General features: G+C 68.5%; 12 protein-coding genes and 1 tRNA gene. 7 read left to right on the top strand and 6 right to left on the bottom strand.

Annotation, left to right across the window (positions count from 1 at the left end):
* Positions 1–10 precede the first annotated feature (10 nt).
* Both AC5Y5V_RS00195 and AC5Y5V_RS00190 read right to left on the bottom strand, forming a co-directional pair.
* On the bottom strand, positions 11–550 hold the full coding sequence (locus AC5Y5V_RS00195) for a bacterial proteasome activator family protein (RefSeq protein WP_499930413.1): 540 nt from the start codon (positions 548–550) through the stop codon (positions 11–13).
* Between the two features lie 59 nt (positions 551–609).
* Positions 610–2,583 (bottom strand): DUF6541 family protein, encoded by a 1,974-nt coding sequence (locus AC5Y5V_RS00190; RefSeq protein WP_499930411.1) that lies wholly within the window; start codon positions 2,581–2,583, stop codon positions 610–612.
* A 129-nt stretch (positions 2,584–2,712) separates the two neighbouring features.
* On the opposite strand from AC5Y5V_RS00190, the gene AC5Y5V_RS00185 reads away from it, so the two are divergent.
* Positions 2,713–3,909 carry a cysteine desulfurase-like protein gene (locus tag AC5Y5V_RS00185; protein ID WP_499930409.1) on the top strand — a complete coding sequence of 399 codons (1,197 nt, stop codon included), beginning with the start codon at positions 2,713–2,715 and terminating at the stop codon, positions 3,907–3,909.
* 18 nt (positions 3,910–3,927) lie between these two features.
* Here the strand turns inward: AC5Y5V_RS00185 and AC5Y5V_RS00180 are convergent, their stop codons facing one another.
* Positions 3,928–5,508 (bottom strand): serine/threonine-protein kinase, encoded by a 1,581-nt coding sequence (locus tag AC5Y5V_RS00180; RefSeq protein WP_499930407.1) that lies wholly within the window; start codon positions 5,506–5,508, stop codon positions 3,928–3,930.
* 30 nt (positions 5,509–5,538) lie between these two features.
* Positions 5,539–6,663 carry a BTAD domain-containing putative transcriptional regulator gene (locus tag AC5Y5V_RS00175; RefSeq protein WP_499930405.1) on the bottom strand — a complete coding sequence of 375 codons (1,125 nt, stop codon included), beginning with the start codon at positions 6,661–6,663 and terminating at the stop codon, positions 5,539–5,541.
* A 174-nt stretch (positions 6,664–6,837) separates the two neighbouring features.
* On the opposite strand from AC5Y5V_RS00175, the gene AC5Y5V_RS00170 reads away from it, so the two are divergent.
* Positions 6,838–7,383 (top strand): hypothetical protein, encoded by a 546-nt coding sequence (locus AC5Y5V_RS00170; protein WP_499930403.1) that lies wholly within the window; start codon positions 6,838–6,840, stop codon positions 7,381–7,383.
* 80 nt (positions 7,384–7,463) lie between these two features.
* Here AC5Y5V_RS00170 and AC5Y5V_RS00165 read toward each other — a convergent pair whose 3' ends face one another.
* Positions 7,464–9,038 (bottom strand): serine/threonine-protein kinase, encoded by a 1,575-nt coding sequence (locus AC5Y5V_RS00165; RefSeq protein ID WP_499930401.1) that lies wholly within the window; start codon positions 9,036–9,038, stop codon positions 7,464–7,466.
* 62 nt (positions 9,039–9,100) lie between these two features.
* Positions 9,101–10,087 (bottom strand): NAD(P)H-quinone oxidoreductase, encoded by a 987-nt coding sequence (locus AC5Y5V_RS00160; protein WP_499930399.1) that lies wholly within the window; start codon positions 10,085–10,087, stop codon positions 9,101–9,103.
* Between the two features lie 144 nt (positions 10,088–10,231).
* Here AC5Y5V_RS00160 and AC5Y5V_RS00155 point away from each other — a divergent pair.
* The 5 genes from AC5Y5V_RS00155 to AC5Y5V_RS00135 all read left to right on the top strand — a co-directional run bounded on the left by AC5Y5V_RS00155 (position 10,232) and on the right by AC5Y5V_RS00135 (position 14,556).
* A tRNA-Ser gene (locus tag AC5Y5V_RS00155) sits at positions 10,232–10,321 on the top strand.
* A 198-nt stretch (positions 10,322–10,519) separates the two neighbouring features.
* Positions 10,520–11,404, top strand: a complete 885-nt coding sequence (locus AC5Y5V_RS00150; protein WP_499930397.1) for a TIGR03619 family F420-dependent LLM class oxidoreductase — start codon at positions 10,520–10,522, stop codon at positions 11,402–11,404.
* Between the two features lie 10 nt (positions 11,405–11,414).
* The gene (locus AC5Y5V_RS00145; RefSeq protein WP_499930395.1) at positions 11,415–12,560 is read left to right on the top strand and encodes a sulfotransferase family protein; all 1,146 of its coding nucleotides are present in this window, start codon (positions 11,415–11,417) and stop codon (positions 12,558–12,560) included.
* Entirely contained in the window at positions 12,550–13,908 is a 1,359-nt protein-coding gene (locus tag AC5Y5V_RS00140) for a hypothetical protein (protein ID WP_499930393.1), read from the top strand. Before AC5Y5V_RS00145 ends, AC5Y5V_RS00140 begins: the two co-directional genes overlap by 11 nt.
* Positions 13,909–13,938: 30 nt before the next feature.
* Positions 13,939–14,556 carry a nuclear transport factor 2 family protein gene (locus tag AC5Y5V_RS00135; protein ID WP_499930391.1) on the top strand — a complete coding sequence of 206 codons (618 nt, stop codon included), beginning with the start codon at positions 13,939–13,941 and terminating at the stop codon, positions 14,554–14,556.
* Positions 14,557–14,565: the final 9 nt, after the last annotated feature.

Raw genomic sequence — 14,565 nt, 5'->3', positions numbered from 1 at the left:
CTTGAAACGGCTAGAGATATTGGCCGGTGCCGTGCGCGCCCGGGTGGCCGGGCTTCCCCATGCCGGGCGGCAGTGCACCTTGACGCATCTGCTCCAGCTGCGCGCGGGCGGCCATCTGCTGGGCGAACAGCGCGGTCTGGATGCCGTGGAACAGGCCCTCCAGCCAGCCGACCAGCTGCGCCTGCGCGATGCGCAGTTCGGCGTCCGACGGGGTGGTGTTCTCGTTGAAGGGCAGGGTCAGGCGGTCGAGCTCCTCGCGCAGTTCCGGCGCCAGCCCGTCCTCGAGCTCGCGGATGCTGGTGGCGTGGATTTCCCGTAGCCGATTGCGGCTGGCCTCGTCGAGCGGTGCGGCGCGCACTTCCTCGAGCAGCTGCTTGATCATGGTGCCGATCCGCATGACCTTCGCCGGCTGCTCAACCAGGTCGGTCAGCGAGCGTCCGTCGGCGTCGTCGTCCTCGTCGGCCGCGCCGCGCAGCGCCATGATCCGCGGGTCGACACCGCCGATGACCTCGATGCCATCCACGGCGGGGTCGTCGGAGTCGTCTGGCATGTCTCTGCCGGTACTCAATCCAGTCACCGTCCTCTTGCGCGCCTTCCGCGGGTGTCCCGCTAGGGGTGTGGTGCGGCCAGATCTCCGCGCCATTCCCAGATTTGGGCCCCACCGTTGTCGTAGATCTTGGCCCACGACGCCGATTTCTCCAGAGACCTTATCCCCTCGGGCTCGGCAAACCCGCGAACCGTCGGCTCGCTGGTCAGGATGTAGCGGATGTTCAGCGCCCGGACCGCCTCGACGACCTGCGGATTGGCGGTGCCCTCGCGGGCGTGCGCCCAGAAGGTGTAGCGGTAGGGGCCCGGGCCGGTCTGCTGCGGGAAGTCGTAGTGGGTCCACAGCGGGTGCAGGCCCGCAATGGCGTACATCCAGGCGGTGCCGTCGACGTTGGAGTTGCCGATCAGGGTGTCCCGCGCGCCCGGCAGCGTGGCCAGGTGCGCCATGGCCTCAAGGTCCTTCTTGTCGACCATGACCGAGTCGTACTTGTCGCCGAACAACACGATGTGCCGCCACAGGTAGTGCCTTCCGGACACCAAGGTGGCCAGCACCAGCATCCCCGCGGTGGCCGCGATCCACGCCGGAGCGGGCAGCGGCTTGAACCGGTCCGCCAGCCGTTTGGTCCCCGCGGCGCCTAGGACGATCAGCGCGAACAGCGCGATGCCCGCCATCGGCATCAGCAGCAGGGTGGTAGCCGCCGCGATACGGCGGGGGTCCTTGTAGAAGAACTCGCCGAATCCGCCGGCGACCACGCCGAGCGGGCCACCCAGCGGGGTTCCCGCGTCGACGTTCATCGTGATCAGCAGCAGCCAGACCGCCAGCGGCCACCAGACTTTCTTCCACAGCAGGATCGCCCCGCCGGCGATGGCCAGCGCGATCAGCGCGTACTGGTACGGGAAGTCGTTGAGGTGGCGCGAGTGCTGCATAACCGCGTCGTAGAGTCCCTGCCGCTTGCTCAGGTAGGTGGGGAACGAGTGCCCGGCGATGATGTCTTCCTGCTGGGTGACGCTGATGAACTGCGGCAACAGGATCAGCCCCGCGATCAGCGCGACGGCCGTCAGCGTCAGAAAATCGCCGAGGCGGCCGCGCACCGGATGCCACAGTTCCTCGAGAAGCCACCGCGCACCCAGCAGCAGCACCACGATGACGCCGCCGGTGATGTGCACCGACATGACGCCCACCAGCGCCAGCACCGCCACCGGGATGCGGTCCCGGTGCCGCAGGGTCGAGCTGATCAAGACCGCGGTCGGTATCGCGGCACCGTAGGACGCCAGGTTCGGCATGGCCGCGACGCCGAACTCGACGTAGGGCACCGCGGTGAACGACGCCGACAGCGCGGCGGCGGTCGCGGCGGCGCCCGCGGCGCACCACTCGGTGGTGCGCTGCCGGATCAGGTGCCAGGTCAGGACCGCCGCGCCCGTCGGAAACAGCCAGACCGACGCGGCGACCGAGTTCAGGGTGTAGCCGGTGGTGGGTGCCGCCCCGGTGAGCTGACAGAACACCGCGGTCAGGGCGTGGAACACCGACGGGTAGTAGAGCGCGCGGTGTGTCTCGACGTTGCGGAGTTCACCCATGTGCGTGGACGACGCCTGTCCGGTGTCGAGGATCCAGCGCACCGTGTTGGCGTGCCAGACGGCGTCCCAGGTGCTGGGGATGGTCTGCCAGCGCATCGCCAGGCCGCGGTAGGCGGCCCAGCTGATCAGCAGCACCCCTAGCAGCACGCCCGCCGCGACGGCCACCGCAGGCCAGCGGCTTACCGCTCGGGCTTCGGCGTCCCGGTCGCGGTAGCGGGCGAGTAGCAGCTGCAGACCCGTGATCACCACGCACACCACCGCGAGCGCGGCCAGTGCCGTCCAGCCGTTCCAGGGGATTCCGACCGCGCCGTAGGGGATGATCGCCAGCGCGACGACGCCGTAGGTCAGCGCCGGGCCGACCGCGATCGCGATCGGCCAAGTTAGCTGGGCGATACGGGCGACGATAGCCCCCGGGGCTATGAGTAAGAACAACGCGAGCAGCGTTCCGAAGGCAAGCCCCACTCGACTAGTATGGCTGCCCGGGTGACCTGGCTCGCGAGGCCTCCGACCGGCTGGTCCGGCTTGGACCGTCAGGACCGCCCGAAACCGTCACAAATTTCGCGGAATTGCGGAAGCTCTAAGGTGGCTGTCATGGCATACGACGTCGCCCGGGTGCGTGGATTGCACCCGTCGTTGGGTGACGGATGGGTGCACATGGATGCGACGGCCGGGATGCTCATTCCCGACTCCGTGGCGACCACCGTGTCGACGGCCTTCCGCAGGTCCAGCGCCAGCACCGTCGGGGCACACCCGTCGGCCCAGCGCAGCGCGGCGGTGTTGGAGGCGGCACGCGCGGCGGTGGCCGACCTGTTCAACGCCGATCCGGCGGGCGTGGTCCTGGGCGCCGACCGCGCGATCCTGCTGTCGTCGCTGGCCGAGGCGTCGTCGTCGCGGGCCGGCCTGGGTTACGAGCTGATCGTCAGCCGCTTGGACGACGAGGCGAACATCGCCCCCTGGCTGCGGGCGGCGCACCGCTACGGCGCCAAGGTGCAGTGGGCCGAGGTCGACATCGAGACCGGCGACCTGCCGACCTGGCAGTGGGAGAGCCTGATCGGCAAGGCGACCCGGCTGGTGGCCGTCACGTCCGCGTCGGGAACCCTGGGCACCGTCACCGATCTGGGGGCCATGACCAAGCTGGTCCACGAAGTCGGCGGCCTTGCCGTCGTCGACCATTCCGCCGCCGCCCCCTACCGGTTGCTCGACCTCAAGGAGACCGAGGCCGACGTGGTGGCGGTGAACGCGCACGCGTGGGGCGGACCGCCGATCGGGGCGTTGGTGTTCCGCGATCCCACTCTGCTGGAGTCGTTCAGCTCGGTCTCGACGGATCCGCATGCCAGCGGCCCGGCCCGGCTCGAGGTCGGCGCGCACCAGTTCGGTCTGCTCGCCGGCGTGGTCGCCAGCATCGAGTACCTGGCCTCGCTCGACGAGTCGGCCCGCGGCAGCAGGCGCGAACGCCTCTCGGTGTCAATGCAATCCGCCGCCGGCTACCTGAACCGCATCTACGACTACCTGATGGCGTCGTTGCGGTCCCTGCCGCTGGTGATGGTGATCGGCCGCCCGGAGACGCGGATACCGGTGGTCAGCTTCGCCGTGAACGGCGTGCCCGCCGAGCGGGTGGTGCAGCGGTTGTCGGACAACGGCATTCTGGCTATCGCCGACGAAAGTTCGCGGGTGCTGGACGTTCTGGGCGTCAACGATGTCGGCGGCGCGGTCACCGTCGGGTTGGCGCATTATTCGACGACGGCCGAAGTCGACCAGCTCGTGCGCGCCCTGGCCTCGCTCGGCTGAGTAGGGCTCGCGGGACTGTCAGAACGCGGTGCGATTCTGGGGGGCGATGGCCATCCCGTGCCCGGTCGCGTCGTTGGTGAAGCGAACCCACCCGTCGTTCGTGATGGTCCAGCCGTTGGCGCGATAGGTCTGACCCTTTGAGAGCTGCTGCGCGCCCGCAGCCGAGGGCATGTCGGGCGGACTCTCGTTGAGTGTGCCCGCGGTGTCGACCGCCCTCGCGGGCGCGGGATCGGTACACGTGTAGGCGTTGGTGATGTGCGTTCCCGGGACACAGTTCTGGCACGTGACCCGCTGCGTGGTGACCTCACAACTTGTTCCCCACGGGGTCTTGAAGTACTGCGACACCGGTGCCGCGGATGTTGCGGGGGCCTGCGGCGACGGCGCGGGCGCTTGCGCCGACGGCGGCGCCGGCTGCGTTACGGGCTCCGAAGTCGGCGCGGCGCTGGGTGTTTCGGGTGCGTTCCCCGATAGGACCGTGGCGAGCACACTGATCGCGGCGACCGCCAGGACCACCATCACGCCCGCGGCCAGCCACCATTTCCGCCGGTCGGGTGCGGCGGGCTCGGGGCGCGGCTCGAGCAGCCGCGGCGCTGCCGGCGCACTTCGGCGAGGCGGCGCACTCCGGGGAGGCGGCGCACTTCGAGGCGGCGCACTTCGGGGAGGTGGCGGCGTCGGTGGGCCGGCGGGTGGCCGCGAGGTCGGCGCGGGCACCGGGCGCGTCGGAGCCAGGGGCGGAGCCGACCGCGGCGCCATCCGCGGCGCCGTGCGGGGGATACGCGAGGGTGCCGTCGTCAACGCGTCACGGGCGGCGACGGCCAACTCGTGGCCGGTCTGAAAGCGCCGCTCGGGGTCCTTGGCCATGCCCCGGGCGATCACGTCGTCCAATCCCGCCGGCAACCCGGTTCGCTGCTCGCTGGGCCGGGGCGGGTCCATCGTCAGATGTCCCGCGATCTGCTGCTCCAGGCTGTCGCCCGGATAGGGCTGCTGCGCCGTCAGGCATTCGTGCAGCACGCACGCCAGCGCGTATACGTCCGAGCGGGCGTCGGCCATGCCATCGGTGAAGCGCTCGGGGGCCATGTAGGCCAGGGTGCCCACCATCATGCCGGTGCTGGTCAACCGGGTCGCCGAGCCGTCGTGGGCGATGCCGAAGTCGATCAGGTAGACGAAATCGCGCGCGGTCACGAGCGCGTTGGACGGCTTGACATCACGGTGGACCAGCCCGGCGTCATGCGCGACATCCAGCGCCGCGCCCAGCTGCTCGATGATGTGGATCGCCCGCGGCGGGTCCATCGGACCCTCGCGCCGCAGCAGCTCGTGCACGTCGGTGCCCTCGATGATCGGCATCACCAGATACAGCTGCCCGTCGATCTCCCCGGTGTCGAAGATCGGGATGATGTGCGGCTCGGTCAGCCGCGCGGCGGTGTGGGCCTCGCGCTTGAACCGCGCGCGATAACCCGGCTCGGTGCCCAATTCGATGGGCAGCACCTTGACCGCCACATCCCGGCCGATCACCGTGTCGTGCGCCCGATACACCTTGCCCATGCCGCCGGCGCCGATCACCGACAGCAGCCGGTAGCGCCCGAACTCGACCTCATCCACGAGCGGCCCCCGCGCTGCCCGGATCCCGCGTCATTTCTGCATCTCGAACGTGAACTCGTGGCCGCAGATGTCGATGAGGTCACCGTGGGCGAGGGTGGCGCTGAAGCGGATCTGCTCGCGCTGCACTTGCACACCGTTCGCCGACCTCAAGTCGGTGATCACGAAACTACCTCCGGTGTCGACGATTACGGCGTGGTGCCGGGAGACGTCGTCGTCGTTGAGGACGATGTCGTTGTCGGCCAGACGCCCTATCCGGGTCGCCGCGCCCGGCAGCGGGTACTGCCGTCCGGTGGCGTCGCGCAGCCTCGCCACGACGGCCGTGCGGGCCAGGACGCCGTGCACGGCCGCCATGGCGTGCGCCGCGGTCGTCTTGGCGGCCTGCTTGGTGTCCAGCCGCTCCTGACGCAGGATGCGGCCGTGCAGCTCGTTCACGTTGGGGCCCGGGTCGATGCCGAGGTCCTCGGCCAGCACCGCCTTCAGCCGTCGATAGGCATCCAGCGCGTCGGACTGCCGGTCGGCGACGTAGTAGGCCGTCATCAGCTGCGCCCACAGCGGCTCGCGGTAAGGATGTTGGGCCGCAAGCACTTCGAGCTCACCGATGAGGGCAGCCGCACGGCCACAGGCGATCTCGGCTTCCGCGCGACTGATCTGGACCAGCATGTGGTCTTCCATCACGGCGGTGGCGAACGTTTCGACGAAAGGGAAGGCGCGCAGGTCGTCGAGCACGGGCCCGCGCCATTCGCGCAGCGCAGTGGACAGTTGGCAGCTGGCCTCCTCGAAGCGCCCGGCCGCGGCGGCCTTGGTGCCGGCGGTCTTGGCGGCGATGAAGCGGTCCAGATCGCAGTCACCGGGGGAAACGTTGAGGCGATACCCCGGCGGCGCGCTGGCCAACACCCGGTAAGGATCCACCCCCGTGTTGCCCAGCACCCGGCGCAGGTTGGACACGTAGGACTGGATGCTGGTGCGCACCGCGGGCACGGGCGACTGGTCCCAGGCGGCATAGATCAGCGAGTCCGTGCCGACGGCGCGATTGCGGTTGATCAGCAGCATGGCCAACAGCGCCCGCTGTTTCGGCGTGCCCAGCGCGACCGGCGCGCCGTTCACGGTCAGCAGCAACGGACCTAGAACGCCGAACCTCAGACCAGCTTCCAACATCGTGCTCCAAGCCTCCGGGGCCTGTTCTGTCACTAGCGACGTCAGTCTCTCAAGTTTGGCACCCCCGATCCATCCGGGCTCCAAGAACTTTCCAAGTCGCGCGCCACAACGTGTGCCGTGTCCGGCCGCGACGGCCGGTACCGAACACGGAACTCCTCAGAAAGGGAACCCATCATGAACGCAATGCCGAACCACCAGCAGGGCTGGCGGACCCCACAGCCCAACCACCCGACGGTGGTCAACGCCGCGGCCGCCCGGTTCTCGGTCACGGCCGGACTGATTTTCGGCGGATTCGTCGCCGCCGCCATCGCGCTGTTCCTGCCGTGGGTGACGGTCAGCACCAACTCACCGCTGGGCGGCACCGCGTACAAGGTAGACGCCAGCCCCTTCCAGGGTGGCTGGATCTTCCTGCTGCTCATGGTGATCGGCGGGGCCGCGTGGCTGGCCTGGCCCGTCATCTCCGGATCCCGGATGGCCATGCCGCGGCTGGCTGGCCTCAGCGCGATGGTCGGAGTCCAAATCCTTTGCCTGATCGTCGGTTTCATCGACTACGGGAATGGCGCGGCGGAGCAACAAAAGGCCCTGACCAGCGCCGGCGCATTCGCCGCCATCGTTCCCGACGTCTCGATCGGAGCGGGGATGCTCCTCTACGCCGCGGCGGTCGTGGCCATCACGGTGGGCCTCGTCCGGGTCTGGACGCATCGATCCAAGGCGGCGTAACTCGGTGATCGGCGTGGGCGTCTTCGTCGGGCACTGGCGGCCGGCGGACCTTGGACGGGTTCGCCGGCCGCCGATTCCGTTCAGAAGGCGCTGACCTCGGGGTGGCTGGCGTCGCGGGCGACCACCCAGGTGATCTTCATGCCGTGACGGGTGGCGTTGTTGGTGAAGGTGACGTGCCCCGTGTGATCGCTGTCCGCCACCCAGCCATACCCGCGGTACGGCTCGCTGCCAAGCTCGTACCAGCCCGGGCCGCCGGGGCGGTCGGGGTTCGCCATGTTCGCGTCACGCCAGTCGAGCTTGCCGTTGACGTCCACTATCGCCTGGTCCATGTGCATCGTTTCCCGACATCCGGAGCACGGCACCACGGGGCCTTGCTGCCACAGGCTGCTCTGGCATACCACCTGGTTCGTGTCGACCTGGCAACCCGCGATGCCGGGCAACTTCACGTACGGCGTGGACGCCTGTGCGGGCGCGCTTGACGGTGCGGGCGCACCCGACGGAGGCGGCGGTTGAGCGCTCGGTGCCTGCGCGACTGGCTGCGGCGACGGGGCCGGTGCCGCTGGTGTGCGCGACCCGACCACCCGGACGGTGATCATGGCCACGACGGCCACAGTGACGACGGCGGCCGCGGCCGCCCCGACGACCAGCGCCGTCCGGCGTCGGGGTGCGGGCCGGGGTGCGGGCTGGGGCGGTTTAGGCGGCGCCGGCGGCCGAGGCGGTGCCCGGTGCGGCGGGGGCGGCGCCGGCCGGGTCGGGTTCTGGTAGGCGGGGGGCGGCTGCGGCGCGGGCACGGGCCGGGTCGGGGGGAGCCGCGAGCGGGTCGCTCGATCGCGGTTGGGAACGCTGGTCAGGGCCCGGCGCGCGGCGGTGGCCAAGTCGTGGGCGCTCTGGTAGCGGGCGTCGGGGTCCTTGGCCATCCCGGTCGCGATCACCTCGTCGAGGCCGCCGGGCAGGTCCGCGCGCTGGGCGCTGGGCCGAGGCGGGTCCATGCTCAGGTGGCCGGCGATCTGTCGTTCCAGGCTGTCGCCGGGATACGGCTGTTCGCCCGTCAGGCATTCGTGCAGCACGCACGCCAACGCGTAGACGTCCGAGCGGGCGTCGGCGACCCCGTCGGTGAATCGCTCGGGTGCCATGTAGGCCAGCGTGCCGACCATCATGCCGGTGCTGGTCAGCCGGGTCGCCGCGGAATCGTGGGCGATGCCGAAGTCGATCAAATAGACGAAGTCGCGGCCCGCGACCAGGGTGTTGGACGGCTTGATGTCGCGGTGCACCAGCCCGACGGCGTGCGCGGCGTCCAGCGCGGCCGCGAGTTGTTCGATGATGTGCACCGCGCGCTCGGGTCGCATCGGGCCGTCGCGGCTGAGCAGTTCGTGCACGTCGGTGCCCTGGATGATCGGCATCACCAGGTACAGCTGGCCGTCGATCTCGCCGGTGTCGAAGATCGGGATGATGTGCGGCTCGGTGATCCGGGCCGCGGTATGGGCCTCACGCCGGAACCGCTGCTCATACCCGGGTTCGCTGGCGAGGTCTTTGGGCAGCACCTTGATCGCCACGTCGCGGCCGATTTCGGTGTCGTGAGCCCGGTACACCGTGCCCATGCCGCCCTTGCCGATCACTGAGATCAGCCGGTACCGCCCGAACGCCACCTCGTCCATCGGCTCACACTAAACGCCGAGCAGACGCAAAAGCTCCTGTTTTGGGCCCGAAATAGGGGCCTTTACGTCTGCTCGTCGGGGGTGGTGAGCACGATCTTTCCGGACACCTCGCCGGACACCAGCAATCGATGCGCCTCGGCGGCCTGCTGGATCGGCATGCGCTTGCCGATGATCGGCCGGACCTTGCCCTCGGCGACCATCGGCCACACCGACGCCGCCACCGCTTCGACGATCTCGGTCTTGCTTCCAGGTCCGCTCACCGGCCGGGCGCGCAGCGTGGTTCCGATGACCCGCGCCCGCTTGCCGAGCAGCTTGCCGATGTTGAGCTCGCCCTTCACTCCGCCCTGCATGCCGATGATGATCAGCTGCCCGCCGGTGGCCAGCGCGTCGATATTGCGGTCCAGATACGCCGCGCCCATGATGTCGAGGATCACGTTGGCGCCGTCGGCCTCGTCCTTGATGCGCGCGACGAAATCCTCTTCGCGGTAGTTGATCGCAATCTGGGCGCCCAGCTCGCGGCACAGGTCCAGCTTTTCCGACGATCCGGCGGTGACGGCCACCCGGGCGCCCAGCGCCCGCGCCACCTGGATCCCGTGGGTCCCGATGCCGCTGCCCCCGCCGTGCAGCAGCACCAGCTGGCCCTCGCCGAGGTGTGCGGTGAGCACCAGGTTCGACCACACCGTGCACGCGACCTCGGGCAGCCCCGCGGCGTCCACCACGTCGACGCCCGCCGGAATCGGCATCAGCTGTCCGGCCGGAACCACCACGTACTCGGCGTAGCCGCCGCCCGCCAATAGCGCGCAAACCTCTTGTCCGACGGCCCATCCCGGGACATCCGGGCCGACTTCGGCGATGACGCCGCTGGCCTCCATGCCGATGGTTTCGCTGGCTCCGGGGGGCGGCGGGTACTTGCCGGCGGCCTGCAGCACATCGGCGCGGTTGACGCCGGCGGCGGTGACCTTGAGCAGCACTTCGCCGGGTCCGGCCGACACGTCGGGGACGTCCTGCCAGGTCAGTTTCTCGGCGGATTCGGCGACGATGGCGCGCATACGGGCCACGCTACCGGCAGCCCGGCGCGCCGAGACTGCGGCCACGGCCACCTTTCACCGCCAGGACGCGCCCTCACCGCAGGTTCGATGCCGTCAACGCCGACTCGGAGCAGAGGCGCGGGAGGTCCCGCTACCCTTATCGACGGTGGCGTGGCAGAGCGGCCTAATGCACTCGCCTTGAAAGCGAGAGACGGCTAAAACCGTCCGGGGGTTCAAATCCCTCCGCCACCGCCAGCGCCACCGCGACAGCGCAGGAACAGGCCGCAGTAGTCGGGTGCAGATGCCGATGACTTTGCGTCTACGGCGCAGAACTGCGAGAAGGTGGCGCCGTCAGCGCAGACTCAACGCCGACGCAGCGCGGCCTCGCTATTTCCTCGGTTGACTAAATTGCCGGCGTGGCCGAGTATGGCGTGAGCAGGAAGGGGTGCGCCGATGCGCTTCACGTTCACCGATGTGATGACGCGTTCGCAGTACGTACCGCATCTGGTGATGGCCGCCGAGGCCGCCGGGTACGACGGCTTTACCATCCCGGATTCGATTGGCTACCCGCAACATTCGGATGCGATCTACCCCTACACCGCGGACGGCGACCGCAGCTTCCTCGACGGCAAGGAGTTCCTCGAACCTTTCGTGCTGGCGGCGTCGCTGGGCGCGGTGACCACGCGGATTCGGTTCAACACCTTCGTGGTGAAGTTCCCGCTGCGGGCGCCGGTGCTGGCCGCCAAGCAGGCCTTTTCGGTGGCGGTGCTGACGCAGAACCGTCTCGGCCTGGGCATCGGGATCGGCACCAGCCCGTTCCCAGACGACTACCTGATGGCCGGCGTCGATCCCGAACACAAGGGCGCCCGGATGGACGAGGCGATCGACGTGTTCCGCGGCCTCGAGGCCGGTGAGTTCTTCGAGTATCACGGGCGGTTCTACGACGTCCCGGCAATGAAAGTGTGTCCGGTTCCCACGCAACCGATTCCGTTGTTGATCGGAGGCCACTCCGAGGCCGCGCTGCGGCGTGCGGCGACCAAAGGCGACGGATGGATGCATGCCGGCGGGCCCGCCGACGCGCTCGAGGCGATGATCGGGAAATTGCGGGCGCTGCGCGCCGAGGCGGGCCGCGACGCCGAGTCCTTCGAGATCCACGCCGCCACACCCGAATGCCGCACGGTGGACGGCTGCAGGCGATTAGCGGACCTGGGCGTCACCGACGTCGTCGTCGGGTTCCGCAACCCCTACATCAAGGGCGCCGACCCGCAGCCGTTAGCGGACAAGATCGCCAGACTCGAGCGGTTCGCCGAGAACGTCATTCGCAAGGTCAATCCCTGAGGCGCGCAACGTGGATCACTTCTTCTACTTCGACTGGCGCACCTGGCTGACGATGGTGCGCCTGGTTCGGCGCGAACAGGACCCCGCCCGGCGTCGCCGCATCTATCGCACCCTGCTCTTGGTGGTCCCCGCCCTGGCGCTGCTGCACACGATCATGTTCCCGCTGGACGCCGTCTTCTTTCCGGCACTGCGCCACACCGAAATTCGCCGGCCCGTCTTCGTGGTCGGCCATGCCCGTAGCGGCACCACCTACCTGCATCGCATGCTGGCCAACGATCCCCGCTTCTCCTACGTGCTGCTGTGGGAGATGTTCTTCCCCTCGCTCATCGAGAAGAAGATCCTGCGAGCCGTGCTGCGCATCGACCGGCGTCTGGGTGGTCGGCTACGCGAGCGCGTCGACATTCTTGACCAGAGGTTGTTCGGCAAGAGTCAAAACATCCACGAGTCGGGTCTTTTCGCCCCGGAGGAAGACGAATTCCTGCTGACCCTGTCGTGCGCGTCGGGATTCTGGGTGGTGCAGTATCCGTTCGTCGACGAACTCGACTTCTACTACGTCGACGACCGTTGGCCGAAGCGGAAGCGGCGGCGCGTGATGCGGTTCTACCGCGAGTGCATACGCCGCCAATTGGTCCTCAACGGCGGCGACGGACTGATCCACCTGTCGAAGGCGCCGATACACTGCGGCCGCGTGCAGAGTTTGATCGACGTGTTTCCCGACGCCCGCTTCGTGGTCCCAGTGCGCAACCCCTACGAGACGATCCCGAGCTTCCTGAAGCTGATGCAGTTCGCCTGGACGGCACGCAAGCGGGCACAGTCCGACATCGACGAATCGTTGCGCTCCTTCGTCAACTCGTCGTTCCACTACTACAGCCACCCCCTGGCGGTCCTCGACGCACATCCCGAAGTGCCGCAATCGATCCTGAGCTACAGCGACCTGGTGACCGATCCCGCCGGCACCATGCGGCGCGTCTACGACGACATCGGGCTCGACATGGTCCCCGCCCAGGAGCGGGCGCTGGCCGAGGAGAAGGGTCGGGAATACCGCTCCGGACACATCTACAGCCTGGACGAGTTCGGGTTGGACGCCGACGTCATTCGGTTTCGGCTCGCGCCGCTGTTCGACCGTTTCGGTTGGGAGTCGGACCGTGTCGGCTGACTACGCGGACGAACTCAGGGCCGCCTGGGACGCGATGATCGCACGGCTCGGGCGGGCGCGGGATGCGCTCGAGTCGCGAGACCTGCACGCCCCGCCGAATGCCGGCCCGCGCGACCTTGCCGAGGGTTATCGCTACCTGCTGGGGTTCGTGCACTCGGCGGCCGAGCGGGCATTCTTCGGCAACCCCGACTTTCCGTACTTCCGTCGCAGCCTGCAATGGCTCGACAAGGCCACCATCGACAACTCCGACGCCCTCTACGTGTCGACGCCGATCGACGGGCGGGCCGCGTACCGCGTCACCGGCCGCGTGCGGGACTGCCGGCACTGGCGCGGCAAGCCCCCCGCCGAATCGGGTTGGATTGCGCCGCAATACCTTATCCTCGAGGCGCACACCGGCTACGCCGGCGACAGCGGCGACCTGGCGGAGCTGCAGCCAGGAGTGCGCGGCAACACGGGCAAGCTGGACTCCGCCGAGCTGGTCGTCGACGACGACGGAACGTTCGACGTCCTGCTGGCTCCGGAACGGCCGGACGACCATTCGGGCAACTTCATCACCACGTCACGCACGTCGAACCGCTCGGGTGTCACCTTCCACGCCGAGCACGTCACCGTGCGGGTGCTGTTCCATGATTGGGCGCGGGAAGAATCCCCGGAGTTGCTCATCCGGCGGCTGGATAAGGTCGGCGGGCATCCCGCACCCCTGAGTCCCGACGCGGCCGCGGCGGCCTTGCGGTGCATCGGCGAGATCGTCGACAACCAAATGCGCTTCTGGAACAAGTTCTACGACGTCGTCCTCGGTGCCTACGGCGGCGGCACCCCCGGCGCGCCAGGCTTCATGCCGCGCAACGGTTTCAACGAGCCCTCGGGCGCGTCGTTGGCGACGGGAGGCGGGCAGAGCACCAACGTCTACTCCGGCGGCATCTACGACCTCGATGACGACGAGGCGCTGATCATCGACACCGAGGTGTTCGAGCCGCCTGCGTACATGGGTTTCCACTTGGCCAACATGTGGGGTGAATCCCACGACTACGCCCATCACACCAGCAGCCTCAACGGGAATCAGGCGGTGCGCGACGACGATGGGCACTATCGGTACGTCGTGTCTCACCGCGACCCTGGCGTGCCGAATTGGGTTGACACCACGGGACTTCGCGAGGGCTTCATGACGCTGCGGTGGTCGTATTCCCGGCCACCGAGCCGCAGACCCACCGTGTCGGTGCGCAAGGTCGCGACCGGCGAACTCGGCGAGCATCTGCCGGCCACCACGCCGCGAATCTCACCCGAACAGCGGCGCGAGCAGATCAGGGTCCGCCAGGAACACGTGCAGCGCCGCTACCGGCAGTACTGAACCGACAACAAGTTTCGCGAAAGGCACGACATGAGCGACGACGGTTTCAACCGCGCCGAAATCAAGAAATTCTGGGCGGACTGGCTCGAGGCGAACCGCGAGGCCGAGCGCTCGGGCGGTTGGAAACCGCTGGTGCAGTTCTATATTCGGGACGCTGCCTACGGCTGGATGTTCACCCCCGACGAGCATTTCATGGCCATCGGCCGCGACGAGATCCGCGATTGGGCGCTGGGCACCGAGATGGCCGGACTCGAGGGCTGGCACTACGACTACGTGGCCACTGTCGTCGACGATGAGAACGGCATGATCATCGGGTTCTGGAAGCAGCGCTCCGGTGTGCTCGACGGCGACGGCAAGGAATACGAAATCCTCGGCATCGGCGGCAGCTGGTTCGGCGTGGCCCGCGACCAGACCGACGGCAGGCTCCGATTCGGTTGGCAGCGAGACTGGTTCGACCTCGGCTCGACGGCCCACACCTTTGCCCAGATCGCCAGATCCCCAAAGGCCCCTAAACCCTTCCTTGAGCGCATCGCGATTCCCACCATGGAGATGCCGGGGCACTACCGCTACGCCGATCTCCCGTCGTCGCTCTGGCCGCCGCCGGTGGAGGACGCGCGCTTCGTCAGTCAACAACCGCTGGCGACTTAGCGACATGTT

The organism is Mycobacterium sp. NGS68 (assembly GCF_059812195.1).
This window is presented reverse-complemented; position numbering and strand designations above follow the sequence as displayed.